This is a genomic window from Bradyrhizobium sp. USDA 4449 (genome assembly GCF_054056275.1).
In genome coordinates, this window is record NZ_JBSRYD010000001.1 from 706,187 (window position 1) to 726,035 (window position 19,849).

Annotated in this window: 20 protein-coding genes; 12 read left to right on the forward strand and 8 right to left on the reverse strand. The window is 65.1% G+C overall.

Translation table 11 applies throughout. The features are described from left to right. Positions 1 to 38: 38 nt before the first annotated feature. A complete protein-coding gene (locus ACVIIW_RS03295; RefSeq protein WP_456705358.1) occupies positions 39 to 251 on the reverse strand; it encodes a hypothetical protein in 213 nt (70 codons plus the stop codon). Here ACVIIW_RS03295 and ACVIIW_RS03300 point away from each other — a divergent pair. Beyond that, a complete protein-coding gene (locus ACVIIW_RS03300) occupies positions 169 to 816 on the forward strand; it encodes a helix-turn-helix domain-containing protein (protein WP_456699431.1) in 648 nt (215 codons plus the stop codon). The two genes, ACVIIW_RS03295 and ACVIIW_RS03300, sit on opposite strands and share 83 nt — an antisense overlap. Positions 817 to 984: 168 nt before the next feature. Here ACVIIW_RS03300 and ACVIIW_RS03305 read toward each other — a convergent pair whose 3' ends face one another. Both ACVIIW_RS03305 and ACVIIW_RS03310 read right to left on the reverse strand, forming a co-directional pair. Continuing rightward, on the reverse strand, positions 985 to 2,250 hold the full coding sequence (locus ACVIIW_RS03305) for a D-amino acid dehydrogenase (RefSeq protein WP_456699432.1): 1,266 nt from the start codon (positions 2,248 to 2,250) through the stop codon (positions 985 to 987). A gap of 70 nt (positions 2,251 to 2,320) precedes the next feature. After that, positions 2,321 to 3,649 carry an aminotransferase class III-fold pyridoxal phosphate-dependent enzyme gene (locus tag ACVIIW_RS03310; RefSeq protein WP_456699433.1) on the reverse strand — a complete coding sequence of 443 codons (1,329 nt, stop codon included), beginning with the start codon at positions 3,647 to 3,649 and terminating at the stop codon, positions 2,321 to 2,323. Between the two features lie 149 nt (positions 3,650 to 3,798). Between ACVIIW_RS03310 and ACVIIW_RS03315 the strand changes: the two genes are divergently transcribed. After that, the gene (locus ACVIIW_RS03315; RefSeq protein WP_092233681.1) at positions 3,799 to 4,347 is read left to right on the forward strand and encodes a cupin domain-containing protein; all 549 of its coding nucleotides are present in this window, start codon (positions 3,799 to 3,801) and stop codon (positions 4,345 to 4,347) included. A 39-nt stretch (positions 4,348 to 4,386) separates the two neighbouring features. Here ACVIIW_RS03315 and ACVIIW_RS03320 read toward each other — a convergent pair whose 3' ends face one another. The 3 genes from ACVIIW_RS03320 to ACVIIW_RS03330 are packed head-to-tail and all read right to left on the reverse strand — an operon-like array spanning position 4,387 to position 8,190. Next, positions 4,387 to 6,648 (reverse strand): xanthine dehydrogenase family protein molybdopterin-binding subunit, encoded by a 2,262-nt coding sequence (locus tag ACVIIW_RS03320; protein ID WP_456699434.1) that lies wholly within the window; start codon positions 6,646 to 6,648, stop codon positions 4,387 to 4,389. Further along, positions 6,641 to 7,696, reverse strand: coding sequence for an FAD binding domain-containing protein (locus tag ACVIIW_RS03325; protein WP_456699435.1), 1,056 nt, complete (start codon positions 7,694 to 7,696; stop codon positions 6,641 to 6,643). The genes ACVIIW_RS03320 and ACVIIW_RS03325 overlap by 8 nt, the downstream gene beginning before the upstream one ends. Further along, entirely contained in the window at positions 7,693 to 8,190 is a 498-nt protein-coding gene (locus tag ACVIIW_RS03330; RefSeq protein ID WP_456699436.1) for a (2Fe-2S)-binding protein, read from the reverse strand. The genes ACVIIW_RS03325 and ACVIIW_RS03330 overlap by 4 nt, the downstream gene beginning before the upstream one ends. A 252-nt stretch (positions 8,191 to 8,442) precedes the next feature. Between ACVIIW_RS03330 and ACVIIW_RS03335 the strand changes: the two genes are divergently transcribed. Both ACVIIW_RS03335 and ACVIIW_RS03340 read left to right on the forward strand, forming a co-directional pair. Continuing rightward, complete coding sequence (locus ACVIIW_RS03335) at positions 8,443 to 9,081, forward strand: TetR/AcrR family transcriptional regulator (RefSeq protein WP_456699437.1); 639 nt, start codon at positions 8,443 to 8,445, stop codon at positions 9,079 to 9,081. 52 nt (positions 9,082 to 9,133) lie between these two features. Continuing rightward, positions 9,134 to 9,541 carry a DUF4864 domain-containing protein gene (locus ACVIIW_RS03340; RefSeq protein WP_456699438.1) on the forward strand — a complete coding sequence of 136 codons (408 nt, stop codon included), beginning with the start codon at positions 9,134 to 9,136 and terminating at the stop codon, positions 9,539 to 9,541. On the opposite strand, the gene ACVIIW_RS03345 is transcribed toward ACVIIW_RS03340, so the two are convergent. Then, positions 9,538 to 10,803, reverse strand: coding sequence for an MFS transporter (locus tag ACVIIW_RS03345; RefSeq protein ID WP_456699439.1), 1,266 nt, complete (start codon positions 10,801 to 10,803; stop codon positions 9,538 to 9,540). The two genes, ACVIIW_RS03340 and ACVIIW_RS03345, sit on opposite strands and share 4 nt — an antisense overlap. A gap of 175 nt (positions 10,804 to 10,978) precedes the next feature. Between ACVIIW_RS03345 and ACVIIW_RS03350 the strand changes: the two genes are divergently transcribed. The 8 genes from ACVIIW_RS03350 (at position 10,979) to ACVIIW_RS03385 (ending at position 18,262) form a co-directional block, all read left to right on the forward strand. Continuing rightward, complete coding sequence (locus tag ACVIIW_RS03350) at positions 10,979 to 11,386, forward strand: hypothetical protein (protein WP_456699440.1); 408 nt, start codon at positions 10,979 to 10,981, stop codon at positions 11,384 to 11,386. 81 nt (positions 11,387 to 11,467) lie between these two features. Beyond that, positions 11,468 to 11,752 carry a hypothetical protein gene (locus ACVIIW_RS03355; protein WP_456699441.1) on the forward strand — a complete coding sequence of 95 codons (285 nt, stop codon included), beginning with the start codon at positions 11,468 to 11,470 and terminating at the stop codon, positions 11,750 to 11,752. A 21-nt stretch (positions 11,753 to 11,773) separates the two neighbouring features. Next, positions 11,774 to 13,195 carry a TolC family protein gene (locus tag ACVIIW_RS03360; protein ID WP_456705076.1) on the forward strand — a complete coding sequence of 474 codons (1,422 nt, stop codon included), beginning with the start codon at positions 11,774 to 11,776 and terminating at the stop codon, positions 13,193 to 13,195. A gap of 13 nt (positions 13,196 to 13,208) precedes the next feature. Then, entirely contained in the window at positions 13,209 to 14,531 is a 1,323-nt protein-coding gene (locus ACVIIW_RS03365) for a copper oxidase (protein ID WP_456699442.1), read from the forward strand. Positions 14,532 to 14,571: 40 nt separating this feature from the next. After that, positions 14,572 to 15,018: a cupredoxin domain-containing protein gene (locus ACVIIW_RS03370; protein ID WP_456699443.1), complete on the forward strand. Its 447-nt coding sequence runs from the start codon at positions 14,572 to 14,574 to the stop codon at positions 15,016 to 15,018. 17 nt (positions 15,019 to 15,035) lie between these two features. Beyond that, entirely contained in the window at positions 15,036 to 15,335 is a 300-nt protein-coding gene (locus tag ACVIIW_RS03375) for a copper-binding protein (protein WP_456699444.1), read from the forward strand. Between the two features lie 288 nt (positions 15,336 to 15,623). Beyond that, complete coding sequence (gene flhA / locus ACVIIW_RS03380; RefSeq protein WP_456699445.1) at positions 15,624 to 17,765, forward strand: flagellar biosynthesis protein FlhA; 2,142 nt, start codon at positions 15,624 to 15,626, stop codon at positions 17,763 to 17,765. A 296-nt stretch (positions 17,766 to 18,061) separates the two neighbouring features. After that, positions 18,062 to 18,262, forward strand: coding sequence for a hypothetical protein (locus ACVIIW_RS03385; RefSeq protein WP_092233715.1), 201 nt, complete (start codon positions 18,062 to 18,064; stop codon positions 18,260 to 18,262). A 298-nt stretch (positions 18,263 to 18,560) separates the two neighbouring features. Here the strand turns inward: ACVIIW_RS03385 and ACVIIW_RS03390 are convergent, their stop codons facing one another. After that, positions 18,561 to 19,787, reverse strand: coding sequence for an NAD(P)/FAD-dependent oxidoreductase (locus ACVIIW_RS03390; protein ID WP_456699446.1), 1,227 nt, complete (start codon positions 19,785 to 19,787; stop codon positions 18,561 to 18,563). Between the last annotated feature and the right edge of the window lie 62 nt (positions 19,788 to 19,849).

The following is a 19,849-nucleotide window of genomic DNA, read 5'->3' on the forward strand; positions in this document are numbered from 1 at the left end:
TTTGGGCTTGCCGATGACGGCGCTCGCGCATGTCGTGATCAGACGTTGCGGCCCAAGCCGTTTCGGCCTATTTTCACCGATATGAAAATTTGGTCACAGTTTCGCAGACGATGCAAGCGATTTTCATCCAGATGAAAGATGCGGTTTGACGTGAGCGGTGGCAAGAGAATGCGCAAACCAGCCTCCGCGAGGCCGGCCAGGAAGGCCAGCAACCGCAGGAAGGCGTCCGCGAAGCCGGCGGAGCCCGCCATGGACGTCGCGGTCGGCCGCCGCATCCGCGATCTTCGCCGTGTCAGGCGATTCTCGCTCGAAACGGTGGCAGCGCGCACGGGTCTGTCGATCGGCTTCCTCAGCCAGATCGAGCGCGGGCTGTCGTCGCCATCGTTGCGCGTGCTGGCGACGCTCGCCGATGTGCTCGGCGTCGGCATTGCAGCGCTGTTCGGCGCGAGCCCGAGCGCCGATGGCGCGTCCGATCAGGTGGTGACCCGCGGATTGCAGCGGCCGGAACTGAAACTCTGGCGCACCGGTGTATCCAAGCAATTGCTCAGCCCGGCCAGTGCCGACAACAAGCTCAATCTGTTCCTGGTGCATCTGGAGCCCGGCGGCTCCACGGGCGATGAGCTCTACACCCATGACGGCGAGGAAGCCGGCCTCGTGCTCGAAGGAGAGATGATGTTGACCGTGGATAGCGAGACCTGGTCGCTGAAGAGCGGCGACAGCTTTCGCTTCGTCAGCCGAAGGCCGCACCGGTTTTCCAATCCGGCGCAGGATGCAAAGGCCGTGGTGCTGTGGGTGAATTGTGTGACGGGGCCGTAAGCCTCTCTCCTTCCGCGCAGGGGCGCGCTGCCTCCACGCCGTCATTACGAGGAGCTCGCGACGAAATTGCGAAGCAATTTGCGCTGATGCGACGAAGCAATCCGGATTGTCTCCGCGGAGGCATACTGGATTGCTTCGCTGCGCTCGCAATGACGAGCGGATCGAGTCCTACCCAAACCGGTGCTTGTACCGATCCACCGTCAGCGCACTGACGTCCACCTCCGGCTTCTTGCCCGACAGCATGTCGGCGAGCACCCGCCCCGAACCGCAGGACATGGTCCAGCCGAGCGTGCCGTGACCGGTGTTGAGGTAAAGGTTGGCGTATTGCGTTGGGCCAATCACGGGCGGACCGTCCGGCGTCATCGGACGCAGGCCACTCCAGAACGTGGCCTTGGAGAGATCGCCGCCGCGCGGGAACAGGTCGGTCAGGGAATGATCGAGCGTGGCGCGGCGCGCATCATAAAGCCGGGTCGAAAAACCGGAAATTTCGGCGGTGCCGCCGACGCGGATGCGATTGCCCAGACGGGTGATCGCGACCTTGTAGCTTTCGTCCATCACGGTCGATTCCGGTGCACCGGAGGCGTCCTTGATCGGCACGGTGATCGAATAGCCTTTCACCGGAAAGACCGGCAGGGAGATGCCGAGCGGCGCAGCCATGCGTGACGAATAGCTGCCGAGCGCGAGAACATAGCTATCTGCCTGCAGCAGGCCGGCGCTGGTCGCCACGCCGCTGACCCCGGTGCCGTCCGTGACAATGCGGTCGATGCCCGTGTTGAACAGGAAGCGCACGCCGAGCGCCTCGGCATGCTTGCCCAGCGCCTGCGTGAACATATGGCAATCGCCGGTTTCGTCCTGCGGCAGGCGAAGCCCGCCGGCGACCTTTTCCTTCACGCTCGCCAATGCCGGCTCGACCGCGATGCAGCCCTCGCGGCTCAGCACTTCGAAGGGCACGCCGTATTGCTTGAGCACGGCGATATCTTCGCCGGTGCCGTCGAGCTGGGCCTGGTAGCGGAACAGCTGCAGCGTGCCCTGCGAACGCTCGTCATATTGAATGCCGATGTCGCGGCGCAAATCGCGCAGGCAATCGCGGCTGTATTCCGCGATCGGGATCATCCGGCTCTTGTTGACGGCATAGCGCGCACTGGTGCAGTTGCGCAGCATCTTGAGCAGCCAGACCCACATCACGGGATCGAGCTTCGGCCGGATCACCAGCGGACCATGCTTCATCAGAAGCCACTTGACCGCTTTCACCGGCACGCCGGGACCAGCCCATGGCGAGGAGTAGCCGGGCGACACTTCGCCGGCATTGGCAAACGAGGTCTCCAGCGCGGGTTCGGGCTGACGGTCGACGACCGTCACCTCATGACCGGCACGGGCGAGGTAATAGGCAGAGGTGACACCGATGACACCGCTGCCGAGGATCAGAACTTTCACGCTTGGTCAAACTCCCGCGGCATCACGCTCGCCGCTGCAAGATAGAACCCTGCAGCGGCGAGAGCAATTGTCAGGCCACCTTCTTGATGGCGTCGCCAAGAATCGAGACGATCTGGTCGATGTGGCTCTTCTCGACGATGAGCGGAGGCGACATCGCGAAACTGTCGCCGCTCATGCGCAGGTAAAGGCCGGTATTGAAGCAATCGACCATGACGTCATAGCCGCGCGCGCCGACGACGCCGTCACGCGGCGCCAGCTCGACCGCGCCCATCAGGCCGCAATTTCTGATATCGACGACGTTGGGCAGGCCCTTCAGCTGATGCAGCGCATCGCGCCAGTATTCGGCCATGGTCGCACCGCGCGTGAGCAGGCCTTCATCCTTGTAGATGTCGAGGGTGGCGATGCCGGCGGCGCAGGCGGTCGGGTGCGCAGAATAGGTGTAGCCGTGGAACAGCTCCATCTGGTTCTCGGGGCCGACCATCATGCCGTCGTGCACCTTGCGGCTCGCGAACACCGCGCCGCAGGGGATGGTGCCGTTCGTGATGCCCTTGGCGGTCGTCATCAGGTCCGGCGTGACACCGAAGAAGTCGGCGGCGAACGGCGTGCCCAGGCGACCGAAGCCCGTGATGACTTCGTCGAAGATCAGGAGGATGCCGTGCTTGTCGCAGATCGCGCGCAGGCGCTGCAGATAGCCCTTCGGCGGCGGCAGCACCGCAGTCGAACCCGGCACCGGCTCGACAATGACGGCGGCGATCGTCTCGGCACCGTGCAGGGCGACCAGACGCTCGAGATCGTCAGCGAGCTCGGCACCGTGATCCGGCTGGTCCTTGGCGAAAGCGTTACGCGAGAGATCATGGGTGTGGCGGAGGTGATCGACGCCGGGCAGCAGGGTCGCGAAGGCGCGACGGTTGGCGACCATGCCGCCGACGGAGGTGCCGCCGAAGCCGACGCCATGATAGCCGCGCTCGCGGCCGATCAGGCGGGTGCGGCTCGACTGGCCTGTGGCACGGTGATAGGCGAGCGCGATCTTCAGCGCGGTATCGACCGATTCAGAGCCGGAGTTGGTGAAGAAGACGCGGTCGAGGCCCTTCGGCGCAATCTCGGCAAGGCGCTCGGCGAAGTCGAAAGCCAGCGGATGACCCATCTGGAACGTCGGCGCGAAGTCCAGCGTCATCAGCTGCCGCTCGACGGCGGCCGCGATCTGCTTGCGGCCGTGGCCGGCATTGACGCACCAGAGGCCGGCGGAGCCGTCGATCACCTTGCGGCCGTCGACCGTGGTGTAGTGCATGCCCTCGGCCGACGAGAACAGGCGCGGCGCCTTCTTGAACTGGCGGTTGGCCGTGAACGGCATCCAGAACGAGTCGGTCTTGATAGTGTTCGGAATCTGATGAAGGGTCACGGGCCACGCTCCTGTGCTGACCGCCTAGCAGAGCCACGGCTTCGATAGGGCAACAAGTCCTTTTCTGGTGGTCTGCAAGCCATTGATTTTACGGGGCCTGCCGGTCCATATTTGCGCGATCCGCAACACCTGCAACAGAGGCCAGAGCCATGAGCGTCGACATCGGTGGACGGCTGCGATTCATCCGGGCGCGCCACAAGCTGTCGCAGCGCGAGCTGGCAAAACGCGCCGGCGTCACCAATTCGACCATCTCGCTGATCGAATCCAACCAGATGAACCCGTCGGTCGGCGCGCTCAAGCGCATCCTCGACGGCATCCCGATGGGGCTCGCCGAGTTCTTCGCGCTGGAGCCGGAGTCGAGGCGCAAGATCTTCTACCGGGCGGAGGAGCTCACAGAGGTCGGCAAGAAGCCGATCTCGTATCGGCAGATCGGCGACAATCTGTTCGGCCGCAGCCTGCAGATGTTGAAAGAGCGCTATGAACCCGGCAGCGACACCGGACGCGTGCACCTCGTCCATGACGGCGAGGAAGGCGGCATCGTGATCTCGGGCAAGCTCGAGGTCACCGTCGAGGACGAACGCCGCATCCTCAATCCGGGTGACGCCTACTATTTCGAGAGCCGCCGCCCGCATCGCTTCCGCTGTGTCGGCGGCAAGCCGTGCGAAGTGATCTCGGCCTGCACTCCACCGACGTTCTGAGGCGGACGCCGCGAGATGATCGCGGCCCGCCCGCTGCCGTCAGAGGCCCGTCAGCAGCTCCTCGATCCGGATCGGGAAGCGGCGCACCCGCACGCCGGTCGCATGCCAGACGGCATTAGCAACCGCACCGGCGCTACCGGTGATGCCGATCTCGCCGACGCCCTTGACGCCGAGCGCGTTCACATGGGGGTCGTGCTCCTCGACCGTGATGACGTCGAGCGGCGGCACGTCGGCATTCACAGGGATGTGGTATTCGCCGAGATTGGCATTCATGATCCGTCCGCTGCGGCGGTCGATGACGGCCTCCTCGTGCAGCGCAAAGGACACGCCCCAGATCATGCCGCCGAACAGCTGGCTCTTCACCAGATGCGGGTTGACGATGCGGCCCGCGGCAAAAGCGCCGACCATGCGGGTGACGCGGATCTGGCCGAGCTCGGGATCGACCTTCACTTCCGCGAACACCGCGCCATGGGCGTGCATCGCATACTCTTCCATCGCCGCCGGATTCGGCGCACCGGTGCCGCGCGCCTCGACTTCGGCGACGCCGGCACGCGCGAGAATCTCGGTATAGCTCTCGCTGCGGCTCTCGTCGTCGCGCCGGATCAACCGGCCGTCGCGCGCGATCACACCGGCATTGCCGGCGCCGAACAGCGGCGATCGCTCGTCATTGGTGGCGAGATCGGCAAGCTTGGCGATCACGGCCGCGCCGGCGCTGTGGATCGCAGCTCCCGCGGTCGCGGTGTGCGCGGAGCCGCCGGCGATGCCCGCATCAGGAAGATCGGACGTGCCCGCCTTGAACCTGACGCGGTCGATATCGAGGCCGACGGCGTCGGCTGCGATCTGCGCAAGCGCCGTCCAGGCGCCCTGCCCCATGTCGTGCGCGCCGATCTCCATTGCGCCAGTACCGTCACGGCGGATCACGGCGCGCGCTTCGGCCTGGAACATCAGCGCGGGGAACGTCGCGGTGCCCATCCCCCAGCCGACCAGCAGTCCGGCATCGTCGCGCATTTGTCGCGGCTGAAGCGAGCGCTTCGCCCAGCCGAAACGCGCGGCGCCCTGATCGTAACAGGCACGCAGCGCTTTCGACGAAAATGGTTTTCCGGTGATCGGCTCGACCTCGGCGTAGTTCTTCAAGCGGAAGGCGAGCGGATCCATGCCGCAGGCCCAGGCCATCTCGTCGACCGCGCTTTCCAGCGCAATCGATCCCGTCGCCTCGCCCGGCGCGCGCATGAACAGGGGCGTGCCGGTGTTGACGCGCACGGCGTCGTGCGAGGTGCGGATCGCGGGCGCCGCATAGAGCGTGTGCGAGGCATCGGCCGCCGGCTCGTAGAAATCGTCGAACGTGCTCGACACGGTCCGCGCGTGGTGATCGAGCGCGGTCAGGCGGCCTTCGGCGTCGGCACCGATGCGCAGGCGCTGGCGCGTCGGCGCGCGGTGGCCGACCGGGCCGTACATCTGCTCACGGCGCAGCACGAGCTTGACCGGCTTGCCGACCAGCTTGGCCGCCATGATGCCGAGGACGGGAGGACCGGCCATCAGCCCCTTTGAACCGAATCCGCCGCCGAGGAACGGGCTGCGGATATGGATCTTGTCGGGCGCAATGCCGAACAGCTCGGCAACACGTCCAAGCGACAGCATGAGCCCCTGTGTCGGCATGTCGATCTGCAGTTTGTCGCCGTCCCAGTGCGCGACGATTGCATGCGGCTCCATCGCGTTGTGATATTGCGGCGGCGTCTCATAGGTCGCATCGATCTGCTTGTCCGCAGCCGCTAGACCGGCCTCGACGTCGCCGCGCTGATTTTCGGCGGGATTGCCGACACCGACGACGGGCGGCACGTAACTCTCACCCGCATCGAGCCCGACCAGCGCGGGCAGCGCCGCATAGCGCGGCGCGAGCAGCACCGCGCCTTCCGTCGCCGCCTCGAGCGTTTCCGCGATCACGACAGCGATGGGCTGGTTGGCATAACGCACTTCGTCGCTCTGCAACACCTCCATTCGGAACACGAACGGGTTGGTCTTGATCTCAGGGTCGATCGCGAGCTGCGGCTTGTGGTCGGGCGTCATCACGTCGATGACGCCGGGATGACGCTTGGCGGCGGCGACATCGAGCGAGGTCACGCGTCCATGCGCGATGCTGGACACCGCCATCACCGCAAACACCATGCCGGGCGGATGATTGTCGGCGGCATAGGTCGCCTGGCCCCTGACCTTGAGCACGCCGTCGCGGCGGGTCATCGGCTGGCCGATGCTGGAGCCGTGGCGGAGATGCGCGGGTGCGCTGGTGAGATTGAGCTCAGGCATGAATGGCTCCAGACGTCGAAGCAAAGGGGGAAGCGGGCAGCGCGGGGACACGCGCGGGCGTACCGGCCGCAGCAAGGGTCAGCGTACGCACGACGATGCGGCGCGCCAGCTCGATCTTGTAGGCGTTGTCGCCGGACGGTTTTGCGGCGCTGAGCGCGCGCCAGGCGGCTTCCTGGAAAACATCTGCCGTGGGCGCAATATCCTTAAGAATATCCTCCGCGGCGCGGGCACGCCAGGGCTTTGCGGCGACACCGCCAAGCGCAAGCCGCGCCTCCGCGATCTTGCCGTTCTCGATCCGCAGCGCCGCCGCGGCCGAGACGATGGCGAACGCGTAGGACGTGCGCTCGCGCACCTTGAGATAGCGCGCATGCGCAGCAAATCCTCGCGCCGCGGGCGGCAGACGCACTGCGACGATGAGATCACCAGGCTCGAGCGCGGATTCACGTTCCGGCATATTGCCGGGCAGGCGATGCAATTCGTCGAGCGCGATCTCGCGACGGCCGTTCTTGCCTTCGATCTCGACGATGGCGTCGAGCGCGACCAGCGGCACGCAGAAGTCGGACGGATGGGTCGCGATGCAGCTCTCGCTCCAGCCGAGCACCGCATGCGTCCGGTTCTCGCCCTCGCGGGCATCGCAGCCGCTGCCGGACTCGCGTTTGTTGCAGCGGCTGGCGGTGTCGTAGAAATACGCGCAGCGCGTCCGCTGCAGCAGATTGCCGCCCACGGTCGCCGCATTTCGGAGTTGCGCGGACGCGCCGGAGAGCAACGCTTCGGCAATCGCGGGATAGGATTTCGCGAACTCTGCATCATGCGCAAGGTCGGCATTGCTCACGAGCGCACCGATCCGCAACGCCCCATCCGCGAGGCGCTCGATGCGATCGAGCCCGTCAAGATGAGTGACGTCCACCAGCCGATCGGGTCGGCTGATGTTGCCCTTCATCAGATCGAGCAGATTGGTGCCGGCCGCGAGATAGGTCGCGCCCGGCTGCGCGGCGGCAGCAACGGCTTCAGCGACCGTGGCAGGCCTGACATAATCGAACTGTTTCATGCGGAGCGCCTCTGGTTGGTTTCCCCGGTCCCGGCCTGAGCCTCGAGCACAGCATCGACGATGCCGGCATAGGCGCCGCAGCGACAGAGATTACCGCTCATGCATTCACGGATACGCTCGGGATCGTTGCCGGCCTGCGCTTCCTGCATCATGCCGATGGCGCTCATGATCTGGCCGGGCGTGCAGAAGCCACACTGGAATCCGTCATGGGCGATGAAGGCGGCCTGGACGGGATGAAGCCGGTCGCCGCGCGCGACGCCTTCGATGGTGAGGATGTCGGCGCCGTCATGGCTGATGGCGAGCGCGAGACAGGAATTGATGCGCTTGCCGTCGACGAGAATGGTGCAGGCCCCGCATTGTCCGCGGTCGCATCCCTTCTTGGTTCCGGTGAGATGGAGGCGCTCACGCAGCAGATCGAGCAGCGTGACGCGGGGATCGTCGAGGACGAAGTCGCGCCGCGCACCGTTCACGGTGAGGCTGATGGAGTGGTTCATACAAGGCTCCGATCAGAAGGACATGGCTCATCGTTCGGCGCGCCACCGCGGTGGCCGCCGTCGATATCGCGCCAGCGCGGACAGGGTCAGGACTGGCACCTGCGCGAAGATACGGAGGCACCCTCCGCTTAACAAGGGCCGCCGAAAAATATTTGGACTTCGTCGAAAGCTCGTGCGCCGACAACGCGATGCGGCAGGCAAAGGGTTCAACAAGGGTTCAATCTAACCAATTCGTGATCTACATTGCCTGATATGGACGACCACACCGACCAGGCCCGAAAGCCCCGCGCCGATGCCGTGCGCAATCGCGAGCGTGTGCTCGAAGCGGCCAAGGCTGTGTTCAGCGCAGGCGGCTCGGAAGCAAGCCTCGAGGCCGTAGCCAAGCGCGCCGGCGTCGGCATCGGAACGCTCTACCGGCATTTTCCGACGCGCGAGGATCTGTTCGAGGCAGTCTACCGGCGCGAGGTCGAGCAGCTCAGCGAGCTTGCCGAGCAGTTGAAGAGCGCCAAGGATCCGGTCGATGCGCTCCGGCGCTGGTTGCGCTCGGGTGTCGAATTCGTCGCCACCAAGAAGGGCATGGTGGCAGCCCTGGCGCTCGCGGTGCAGAGCGGGTCCGAGCTGCATGCCTTCTCCTTCGAGCGCCTGACCAAGGCGATCGGCTCACTGCTCGATCGCGCAGCCGCGGCCGGTGCGATGCGCGCCGACATCAGTCCCGAGGACTTGCTGCGCGCGTTCTTCGGCATGTGCTACATCCATGACCAGCCCGGCTGGCAGTCAACGGCGAAGCGGCTTCTTGACGTTTTCGTCGACGGCCTGCGCCTGCAGCCAGGGTCCAAGCCCAAGGCGCGTGCCGCCGCGCCAGCGAAATCGCCGCCGAAGCGGAAGCGGTAGGCGCGGCGATGTGTTAGGGTCGGCATCGCCGGCATATCAACGGGAGCCTGTCATGCGCATCGCAGCCGTGGTCGTCGCCCTTGCTGTTGCCTTCAGCCCCCTCGCCGCTCGCGCTGACGACGTCACGACAGCGCAAGGGGTGATCCGCGCCCAGGAGCAGGCCTTCGTCCATGACGATGCGACCGCCGCCTATTCCTATGCCGCGCCGGCAATCAAGCAGCTCTTTCCCGCACCCGACATCTTCATGTCGATGGTGCAGAACGGCTACGCCCCCGTCTACCGCCACAAGAGCTTTGAGTTCGGCGACAGCAGGACCGAAGCCAACGCGATTGCGCAGCGTGTTCACATCATCGACGCCAATGGCGAAGCCTGGGAAGCGCTCTACACGCTCGAGCAGCAGCCGGACGGCAGCTACAAGATCACCGGCTGCTCCCTGTTGAAGGCGGGACAGGCGGTCTAAGTTGCGAAATTCGGTCCTGTCTTGACCGAACTCATGCGTGAGCGGATCAGCAGCGTCAAGACGATGCCGACATTGAGGGCATTCCATGCCACGCCGTTGGCAAACGCTGCCGCGTAGGAGCCGGTGGCATCGAAGATGATGCCGGAGACCCAGCCGCCGAAGGACATGCCGAACACGGAGGCGAAGATCACGATGCCGACGCGGGTTGCGGCTTCACGGGCCGGCATCGCCTCGCGCACGATGATGGCGTAGCTCGGCACGATGCCGCCCTGGAACAGGCCGAACATCGCGGAAATCAGGTATAGGGAGGTGAGGCTGTCGAAGAACAAATAGAACACCAGCGCGAAGCCTTGCGCCAGTGACCCGAGCAGCAGCGTGCGGATGCCGCCGATCTTGTCGGCGAGATAGCCCGAGCCGATGCGGCTGACGATGCCGCAGGCCATCATCAGCGACAGCATCTCGGCGCCACGCGCCACGCCATAACCGAGATCGCCGCAATAGGCGACGATATGGACCTGCGGCATCGCCATGGCGACGCAGCAGGAGATGCTGGCGATCGAGAGCAGCACCGTCAGCGTGTTGGTCGAGAGCTTGAGATCGACCCGCGGCGGCGGCGCATTGGCGTGATTGCGGACCTTGTCGTCGCCCATCTGCGTGCGCAGGACCAGCACCAGCACAGCCATCAGGCTCGCACAGACGAGGCCAATACCGATGTGAGTGGTGCGCCAGCCCACGGCATTCATGCCGTAGCTCACGATCGGCGGCCACATCGTGCCCGCGACATAGTTGCCGCTTGCCACGATGGTCACCGCGAGCCCGCGATAACGCTCGAACCAGTGCGAGGCCTCAGCCATCAGCGGCGCGAAGGTGGCCGAGGTGCCGAGACCAACGAGAAAGTAGGCCGCCACGAATTGCCAAAGCTGCGTCGACAGCCCGGCCAGTACGTTAGCGATGCCCAGGAAGGCGATACTGATCGCCATCGCCGGCACGATCCCGAACCGGTCGGTGATTCGGCCTGCAATCACGCCGCCGAGGCCGAAGCCGAACATCATGAGTGTGAAGGCGAGCGACACCGCGCCTCGTGTGGCGGCGAATTCGGTCTGTACGAGGGGAATCACCACGACCACAGCCCACATCCCGACGCTGCCGATCGAGCCGATCACCAGTGCGAGCAAAAGCCGCACCCAGGCCTGACGCGAATCAGGGGTGAAAGAGGGCGGTTTCTGTGCTGGGTGATTTGGTGCGTGCACGACGCGGACCATGTTCGCTGAACGCCTCTTGGTCAAGCATCGTGCCGCGATATTGGGCATGCGCGGTGCGCTGCGGTAAGAAGGAGCTTGGCGAAACGCCGCTTTGCCATTACTTTGCAATCTGCGGGCGCAACAATGCCGCGCGGAAGAGCATGCTGTCGGAATGTTGCTGCGGATGACGCGATCGATGCGGATCAGGGTGGGGCGGATCATCGCCCTCGCTTATCTGTTCTGCGTGCTCGCGCCGGCCGCGAGCCTCGCCTGGGGCAGCGGCGCCTCGCCGTGCTTCGACGACGATCCCGTGCTCTTGCCAGCGCATCATGAGATGTCGGCCAGCCACATCCATGGCGACGTGACACACGACCGCGCCGGCATGCACGCTCATCAGCAGGCGCAGGACGCGCCCGGCCCGCACCATCATCAAAGCAAGGGCCATCTCGGCCCGTGCTGCGCCATGATGTGCGCGAGCGCGCTACCGGCCGACCTGCCTGATGTCGCCAAGCCGCAGCAGCCGGTGTCCGCCTGTGTGCCCGAGATCGTGGTAAGTCTGCACAGTGCGGCGCCACCCCGGCACTACCGCCCTCCCATCACCTGATCTGACACGCGACGACGTCAGGCCGAACGCGCGTTCCCGCGCGCGCGAACCTGTGGTCTCCAGACAGATCAGGGATTATTCATGCTTACGCTTCTCGGGGCGAAGTCCGCCGCCGCATCTGTGGCGCGTGGAGGACATTTGCGATTGCATTGGCCGCTGCTGGCGCTCGCCGCATTGGCGCTGTCCGGCTGCATGCCCGCGACGCCGTCGATTGCCGCCGTCGATCCGGCCGATCCTGCGGCAAAGGTCGCGCACGTCGGCTATCGCTCGACAGTCGCGCCCTACGTGACCTTGCGGCCGTCGACGCCGGCACCATGGCGCGGCCGCAACGACGCCGTCGCGCCAGCGCCGAAGCAAGACCGCTAGGAGCGCGCCATGACACATCATATGTCACATCATTTGGCGCGAGGGCTGCTCGTTCTCGCAGCGCTTGGCCTCTCCGGCTGCGCCGCGTTCTCGCCCGACAGCGGCATGACCGGTGTCTCGGAGCTGACGAGCCAGACCATCAACAAGGACGTCGCCTTCGTACGTACCGCCGAAGGAGCCGGTGCGGTCGACGGGCGCGTTCGCCGGTTGCTGTCGCGGACACTGAGCGCCGAGACCGCCGTGCAGATCGCACTGCTCAACAACAAGGGGCTGCAGGCCGCCTATAACGAACTGGCGCTGGCCGAGACCGATCTGGTCGAGCAGAGCCTGCCGCCCAATCCGGTATTCTCGATCTCGCGCATCTCAGGCAATGGCGCCAGCGAGATCGAGCGCCAGGTGGTCGGCGATATCCTGGCATTGGCTACGCTGCCATTTCGCTCCGACATCGCGCGCGAGGGCTTTCGCCAGGCGCAATTGCGCGCGGCGCTGGCGACGCTGCGGCTCGCCGCCGATGTGCGACGCGCTTACGTCCGCGCGGTCGCCGCAAACGAGATGGTTGTGCTGCTGACCGACGCGAAAGCAACGGCGGAATCGACCGCGCAACTCGCCGTGAAACTCGGCGAGACCGGCTCGGTCAGCAAGCTCGACCAGGCGCGTGAGCAGGTGTTCTACGCCGAGACCACCGCCGATCTCGCCTCCGCGCGCCAGGTGGCGGCAAGCGCGCGCGAAAAACTGGCGCGGCTGATGGGGCTGTGGGACGAGCGTCTCGACTTCCGCCTGCCCAACGCTTTGCCGCCGCTGCCGCGCCGGCCGGAGACCCTGCCCTCGATCGAGGCCGACGCTGTCGCGCACCGCATCGACTTGCAGATCGCGCGGCTGGGGCTGACGGCCCTGGCGAAGTCGTTGAACCTGACTGAAGCAACCCGCTTCGTCACCTTGCTCGATCTCGCCGGGATCTCCCGCCGCACCCAGGACCCGGAGGGCGCGCCGTTCCGCGAGCGCGGCTTTGATGTCCAGTTCCAGGTCCCGATCTTCGATGGCGGCGAGGTGCGCGTGAGGCAAGCCGCGGAGACCTACAAGCTCGCCTTCAACCGCCTGACCGAGCGCGCCGTGAACGTCCGCTCGGAAGCGCGCGATGCCTATCGGATCTATCGCTCGACTTACGACATCGCTGGCCACTATCAGCGCGAGATATTGCCGTTGCGCAAAATCATCACCGAGGAGATGCAGTTGCGCTTCTCCAGCATGCAGGTCGACATCTTCGCGCTGCTGACAGAGGCGCGGCAGCGCCTCGCCTCACTGCGCGGTGCGATCGACGCCAGGCAAAACTTCTTCCTCGCCCAATCCGAGTTGCAGACCGCCGTCAACGGCGGCGGCGCGCCTGCGTCCGGCGGCGACAATCCAACCGCTATCGCCGCCGCCCCTGCCGATGGCGGTCACTGAGATGGAGGTCAGCATGTTTTCCCGCCGCGCATTTTTGAGCACCGCCGTGCTCGTCAGCGCGTCAGCTGTCAGCGGCCGCGTCCAGGCCGCATCGATTCCCGAAGCAGTTCACATGGACAAGGCGGTGATGCAGCCGCCGCTGCACCCCACCAGCGGTCCGGACTATCGCCCCGTCGTCACACTCAACGGCTGGACGCTGCCGTTCCGCATGAACGGCGACTGGAAGGAGTTCCATCTCGTGGCCGAACCCGTGGTGCGCGAATTCGCCGAAGGCATGAAGGTGAATCTCTGGGGCTATAACGGCCAGTCGCCGGGGCCGACCATCGAGGCGGTCGAAGGCGACAAGGTTCGCATCTTCGTCAGCAACCGCCTGCCAGAATACACCACCGTGCATTGGCACGGCATGATCATTCCGAGCGGTATGGACGGTGTCGGCGGGCTGAATCAGCCGCACATTCCACCCGGCAAGACCTTCGTCTACGAGTTCGAGATGAGGAAGAGCGGGACCTTCATGTACCACCCGCATTCCGACGAGATGGTGCAGATGGCGATGGGCATGATGGGCATGGTCGTCGTGCACCCGCGCGATCCGAATTTCCGGCCCGTCGATCGCGACTTCGTCTTCGTGATGAGCACCTATCGCGTCGATCCCGGCACCTATCTGCCGCGCGTCAACGAGATGACCGATTTCAACATGTGGACCTGGAATGCGCGGGTGTTTCCCGGCATCGATCCGCTACCGGTGCGGCTCGGCGACAAGGTGCGCGTGCGCATCGGCAATCTCAGCATGACCAACCATCCGATTCATCTGCACGGCCACAGTTTTGCCGTGACCTGCACCGACGGCGGCTGGATTCCCGAGGGCGCGCAATATCCGGAGACGACCACCGACGTTCCCGTCGGCGCGGTGCGCGTGTTCGATGTGCTCGCCGACAATCCCGGCGACTGGGCGTTTCACTGCCACAAATCGCACCACACCATGAATGCGATGGGCCACGACATGCGCAACATGATCGGCGTCTCGCGCAAGGATCTCGCCAAGGCCGTCGGCAAGCTCGCGCCCGACGCCATGGTGATGGGGCAGTCAGGCATGGCGATGGGCAACATGGAGATGCCCGCGCCCGACAACACGCTGCCGATGATGTCGGGCGCCGGCCAGTTCGGCCCGATCGAGATGGGCGGCATGTTCACGGTGATGAAGATCCGCCAGGACCTCGCGCGCGACGATTATCGCGATCCCGGCCCCTATCAATTCCCGCAAGGCACCGTCGCCTACGAGGTCGCCTCGCCCGCGGCGGAGCCGGCACGGCAACCGGCCACGCCGGCGCACAGATGAAAATGTGAGTGTTTCGATGAAGACCCAACCGGAGAACAAGATGAAGACGATCAAACTTGCCCTCGCGCTGACCGCACTTGCGACGCCGCCCGCGCTGTCCCATGAGCATCACGGCTCCTTTTCGGCCGGCGAGCCCGGTGATCCCAACAAGCCCGCACGCACGATCGCGATCGCCTTGAGCGAGATGGCCTATGAGCCGTCGACCATCACGGTCAAGCGCGGCGAGCAGATCCGCTTCGTGCTGCACAATGTCGGCAAGGAGGATCACGAATTCCTGCTCGCCACTACGAAGGAAAATCTCGCGCATGCCGAGGTGATGAAGAAGCATCCGCACATGGAGCACGACGATCCGAACGGGGTGCGGCTGGCGCCGAACAAGACGGCCGAGATCGTCTGGAAGTTCACCAAGCCCGGCACCTTCGAATTTTCCTGCCTGATTCCCGACCATCGCGACTACGGCATGGTCGGCCACGTCACCGTGAAATGAAGACGATGGAGACGTCAATGAAGCCGATCATCCGCACCGCCGTAGCGCTCGCCCTGACGCTGGGCCTGACCATGGGCGCGCTCGCGCAAGCCGCCTCGATCAGCGGCGAGGTCAAGAAGATCGACGAGAACGCAGGCAAGATCACGCTCAAGCACGGCGCCGCCAAGAGCCTCGGCATGGATGAGCCCATGACCATGGTCTACCGCGTCAAGGACCCGGCCCTGCTGAAGCAAGTGAAGGTCGGCGACAAGGTGTCGTTCGAGGCCGAGGAGGAGGCGTCGGGATACACTGTGACGAAGCTGCAGAAGGCGAAATAGGCCCCTCCGTCAATCCGGGGCGCACCTTGGCGCAAGCCCGCCCCGGAATGACACCGCGGAGCGTCCCGAAATACCCCGGCCTGACCTCCTCCCGCACCCTTTGTTAACCCTTTGCTAACCATACACCGGGCAAAAATTGCCGGGTGAAGTCGAGTGTCGTCGGTCGCGTAGAACGGGAGGAACCCCGTGGACGCCAGTGCGGTGCCTCACTTTCGGAACGGCGGCCCGTCGGCCGCCGCGCAGACGTTTGGGGCGCGCGGACGGCAGTCGCGCGGGGAGGCAGCTACCATGGTCGACGTCACCGCGGGACAGGGCGTAGGCGCAGCGAAGCCCGGGATCCCCTCCCTCTCCGAAATCATCACCATCCTGAAGCGCGGCGACATCGCGCTGGCACTCGGCATCCTGACCATCCTGGTGGTGCTGATCCTGCCGCTGCCATCGGTCGTGCTGGACCTGTTCCTGGCGATCTCGATCACGCTCTCGATCCTGATCCTGATGACGTCGCTGTTCATTCAGGCGCCGCTGGAATTCTCCGCCTTCCCGACCATCCTGCTGATCTCGACCATGCTGCGGCTGTCGCTCAACATGGCCTCCACCCGTCTGATCCTGTCGCACGGCCACGAGGGCACGGACGCGGCCGGCCACGTCATCGAAGCCTTCGGCAGCTTCGTGATGGGCGGAAATTTCGTCATCGGCATCATCGTCTTCGCCATCCTGATCATCGTCAATTTCGTCGTCATCACCAAGGGTTCGGGCCGCATCGCCGAAGTCGCCGCCCGCTTCCACCTCGACGCCATGCCGGGCAAGCAGATGGCGATCGACGCCGACCTCGGCGCCGGCCTGATCGACGAGAAGGTCGCCAAGGAGCGCCGCAAGGCGCTGGAGGACGAGAGCGGATTCTTCGGCGCCATGGACGGTGCCTCGAAGTTCGTGCGCGGCGATGCCATCGCGGGCCTGCTGATCGTCTTCATCAACGTGGTCGGCGGCATGATCATCGGCGTGGCGCAGCAGGGCCTGTCCTTTGCCGATGCCGGCCGCAGCTACACGCTGCTGACCGTCGGTGACGGCCTCGTCACCCAGGTGCCGGCGCTGATCGTCTCGACCGCGGCGGGCCTGCTGGTCTCCAAGGCCGGCGTCTCCGGCGCCGCCGACAAGGCGCTGATGAAGCAGTTCTCCGGCTATCCGCAGGCGCTGGCGATGTCCTCGGCCGTCATGCTGGTGCTGGCCGCGCTGCCGGGCATTCCGACCATCCCGTTCCTCGCGCTCGGCGCCGGCGCCGGCGCGCTGGCCTGGCAGGCCCGCAACCACAAGAAGACCTCGGCCTCGGCCGAGGCAGCAGCCAAGGCCGCGCCGGTGGCCGGCGCACCGGGTGCACCGGGCGCTGCAGCGGCGGAGGAGCCGATTTCCGCCGCGCTGAAGATCGACGACCTCAAGATCGAGCTCGGCTATGCGCTGCTGCCGCTCGTCAACGGCCCCGACGGCACCGATCGCCTCACCGAGCAGATCAAGGCGCTGCGCCGCTCGCTCGCGATCGAGATGGGTTTCGTGATGCCGGCGGTGCGCATCCTCGACAACGTCCAGCTCGAGGCCAACACCTACATCATCAAGATCAAGGAGGTCGACGCCGGTACCGGCAAGATCTGGCCGAGCCAGTTCATGGTCATGGATCCCGGCGGCAGCCAGGTGCAGGTGCCCGGCATCCATACCACCGAGCCGACCTTCGGCCTGCCCGCGACCTGGGTCGACGCCAGCCTCAAGGAAGAAGCCTCGCTCAAGGGCTACACCGTCGTCGACGCCGCGACCGTGCTCTCGACCCATCTCACCGAGCTGCTCAAGGCCAACATGTCGGACCTGCTATCCTATGGCGAAGTGCAGAAGCTGCTCAAGGAGCTGCCGAAGGAGCAGAGCGAGCTGGTCAAGGACATCGTCCCCGGACAGGTCACGGTCTCCGGAATCCAGCGCGTGCTCCAATTGCTGCTCGCCGAGCGCATCTCCATCCGCGACCTCTCGACCATCCTCGAAGGCATCGCCGACTCGCTCGCCTTCTCGCGCAATCCGGCGACCATGGTCGAACATGTCCGCGCCCGGCTCGCGCGACAGATCTGTGCGCAGAACACCTCCTATGCCGGCTATCTGCCGCTGATCGCGCTGTCGGCGCGGTGGGAGCAGGCCTTTGCCGAATCCATCATCGGCCAGGGCGAGGAGCGCAGCCTCGCGATGCAGCCATCCAAGCTGTCGGAGTTCATGACCGCGGTGCGGGAGGCCTTCGAGCGCGCCGCCCGCGAAGGCGAGGCGCCGGTGCTGGTCACCTCTGCGGCAATTCGTCCCTTCGTCCGCTCCCTGGTCGAGCGGTTCCGGGCCCAGACGACGGTGCTGTCGCAGGCCGAAATCCACCCGAGAGCGAGACTGAAAACGGTCGGAAGCATCTGATTTGCCTTAAGAAGCCGTGTGTTTTTCAGCCACAGGCAAATGGTTTCTGAGTTCCGGGCGCCTTGTCGACCAAATGCGGACAAGCCGCCCCAGAAGCTATTTACAACATTGAAATAGTTATACAATTTAACGATCGCGACTTACTTTTTAATCGCGATCCTTCACGTCCTGTCACGCTCTTGTGATGGCCTCTTGGGAACGAATCCCCCCACTACTAGGTTGTTGGGCACCGGAAGCAATGAACCTGCCTGAACTGGCTGGCGACTACTTCGGGTAGATGGCGGCAGGAGGCTTCCATGAACCACTCGATCTACAGCGCAGATCGCTCGACCCACCTGAAGGTGGTGGCCGTGGCGCTCTTTGCCGGGATCGCACTCGCGGGCTTTGGCATCTCTGCGCGGACGAGTTCGGATGAAGGCCTGACCCAGACTGCTCGCGTCATCAAGGCCGGCAAGCCGGTTGTGATCACCAGCTCGAACGCATCGCTCGTTCGCTAAGGAGATTTTGAGTTTCAGGAATTCACGCGGCTCTTTACCAGCCCCCCAAAGTCGCCACGTGGATATGTAGACGACCCCAACCCCAAGTCGACTACGGAAAGCGCCCGCCCCCCACGGGCGCTTTCTCATGTCTGGGGCCACTCGTGTCCCGGACGCAGCGCAGTGCTGAAGGAGGCCGCGCGAAGCAATCCAGAATCTCTCCGCGGATAGATTTCTCCGAGCCGGATTGCGTTTGAACAAATTGGCGGCGCTGTGCCGGGAGTCCAAGCACGTCGGGACCGAAACAACGCGGGCGAGCTCAACGTCGCTTTGCCCCATAAGTCGGCGGCGGTGCTTGCACCATCGGCACCGCGGCAGCAAACAGTTCATCCCTTCTCCCCGTCAGCGGCGGATAGATGCGCTTGCGGTTGATGGTCTGCTTGGTCGCCTTGGCGGCGGCGCCCGTGGTCCGCACCTGGCGATCCCAGCCCTCCGTGTAGAGCGCGCCCCAATCGCCGAGATCGAGCACGGTGACGTACCAGTCAATCCGCAGCGGCAGCATCGGCCGGCCGACGAGATCGGCGACCACATTGTGGCCGGCGAAGCGGCCCATGGGGCGGGCGAACTGGCAGGACATCACGGTCGGATGCAAGCCATCGACGACGCTGGAGGCGACGTCGCCGGCGGCGAAGACGCCGGGCAGGTCCGCCACCCGCATGAAGGGATCGACCAGCAGGCGCCCGAGGCGATCGCGCGCGCCTGGAAAGTTTTCGGCGAGCCGGCTCGCGCGCAGACCGGCGCACCAGATCACCGTCTGGGTGCGAATGAATTCGCCTGAACTCAAGCGAACACCTGAAGCCTCGACCGACGCGAGGCGCACGCCAAGCCGCGTCTCGACGTCGAGCGACGACAACGCCGTCTCGATGACGGGACGCGCGTGGCCGCCGATGGTGGCGCCGACCGCGGGACTTGAATCGACCAGGATGATGCGGCGGCTGCCGGTGATGCCGGCGCGCACCAGCCTCTCAGGCATCTCGGCGGCGACCTCGATGCCGGTAAAGCCGGCGCCAACCACCACGATGGTCGACCGTCCCGGCGAGGGCGCGCTACGTCCGAGCGAGGTGAGATGATCTTCCAGCCGAAGCGCCGCAGTGTAGGTGTCGACGTCGAACGCGTGCTCGGCGAGACCTCGAATATTCGGCCACATCACTTCGCTGCCGAGCGCAAGCACGAGACGATCGTAGCGCAGCGTCTCCTCGCCGCTGCTCGTGACCAGCGAAATTTCGCGGTGCGCCGGATCGATGGCTTCGACCTCGCCGATCCCGTGCCTGACGCCAACAGGATCGAGCAATTGTGACAGCGGCAGCGCGACCTCGCTGAGATCGACCTCGTAATTACGCACCCGGATGTTGTGGTAGGGATTGCGGTCAATGAGGCGGATCTCGATGTCGCGGCCGGCGTTACCGATCTCATCGCGCATGCGCGCGGCACCAATGGCCGCCCACAGGCCAGCAAATCCGGCGCCGAGCACGACGATACGCGCCATGTCCGTTGACTTCGCTATCCCTGCAATCCGGCGATCTATTCGCGCGGACAGGTATAGCTCAT

Excerpts from the sequence above, each read along its gene's own strand:
- ACVIIW_RS03300 (WP_456699431.1), top strand. The coding sequence starts at position 169 with ATGCGCAAACCAGCCTCCGCGAGGCCGGCCAGGAAGGCCAGCAACCGC.
- ACVIIW_RS03295 (WP_456705358.1), bottom strand. The coding sequence starts at position 251 with ATGGCGGGCTCCGCCGGCTTCGCGGACGCCTTCCTGCGGTTGCTGGCC.
- ACVIIW_RS03315 (WP_092233681.1), top strand. The coding sequence starts at position 3,799 with ATGAGCGTCGACATCGGTGGACGGCTGCGATTCATCCGGGCGCGCCAC.
- ACVIIW_RS03320 (WP_456699434.1), bottom strand. The coding sequence starts at position 6,648 with ATGCCTGAGCTCAATCTCACCAGCGCACCCGCGCATCTCCGCCACGGC.
- ACVIIW_RS03325 (WP_456699435.1), bottom strand. The coding sequence starts at position 7,696 with ATGAAACAGTTCGATTATGTCAGGCCTGCCACGGTCGCTGAAGCCGTT.
- ACVIIW_RS03330 (WP_456699436.1), bottom strand. The coding sequence starts at position 8,190 with ATGAACCACTCCATCAGCCTCACCGTGAACGGTGCGCGGCGCGACTTC.
- ACVIIW_RS03335 (WP_456699437.1), top strand. The coding sequence starts at position 8,443 with ATGGACGACCACACCGACCAGGCCCGAAAGCCCCGCGCCGATGCCGTG.
- ACVIIW_RS03340 (WP_456699438.1), top strand. The coding sequence starts at position 9,134 with ATGCGCATCGCAGCCGTGGTCGTCGCCCTTGCTGTTGCCTTCAGCCCC.
- ACVIIW_RS03345 (WP_456699439.1), bottom strand. The coding sequence starts at position 10,803 with ATGGTCCGCGTCGTGCACGCACCAAATCACCCAGCACAGAAACCGCCC.
- ACVIIW_RS03350 (WP_456699440.1), top strand. The coding sequence starts at position 10,979 with ATGCGGATCAGGGTGGGGCGGATCATCGCCCTCGCTTATCTGTTCTGC.
- ACVIIW_RS03355 (WP_456699441.1), top strand. The coding sequence starts at position 11,468 with ATGCTTACGCTTCTCGGGGCGAAGTCCGCCGCCGCATCTGTGGCGCGT.
- ACVIIW_RS03360 (WP_456705076.1), top strand. The coding sequence starts at position 11,774 with ATGTCACATCATTTGGCGCGAGGGCTGCTCGTTCTCGCAGCGCTTGGC.
- ACVIIW_RS03365 (WP_456699442.1), top strand. The coding sequence starts at position 13,209 with ATGTTTTCCCGCCGCGCATTTTTGAGCACCGCCGTGCTCGTCAGCGCG.
- ACVIIW_RS03370 (WP_456699443.1), top strand. The coding sequence starts at position 14,572 with ATGAAGACGATCAAACTTGCCCTCGCGCTGACCGCACTTGCGACGCCG.
- ACVIIW_RS03375 (WP_456699444.1), top strand. The coding sequence starts at position 15,036 with ATGAAGCCGATCATCCGCACCGCCGTAGCGCTCGCCCTGACGCTGGGC.
- flhA (WP_456699445.1), top strand. The coding sequence starts at position 15,624 with ATGGTCGACGTCACCGCGGGACAGGGCGTAGGCGCAGCGAAGCCCGGG.
- ACVIIW_RS03385 (WP_092233715.1), top strand. The coding sequence starts at position 18,062 with ATGAACCACTCGATCTACAGCGCAGATCGCTCGACCCACCTGAAGGTG.
- ACVIIW_RS03390 (WP_456699446.1), bottom strand. The coding sequence starts at position 19,787 with ATGGCGCGTATCGTCGTGCTCGGCGCCGGATTTGCTGGCCTGTGGGCG.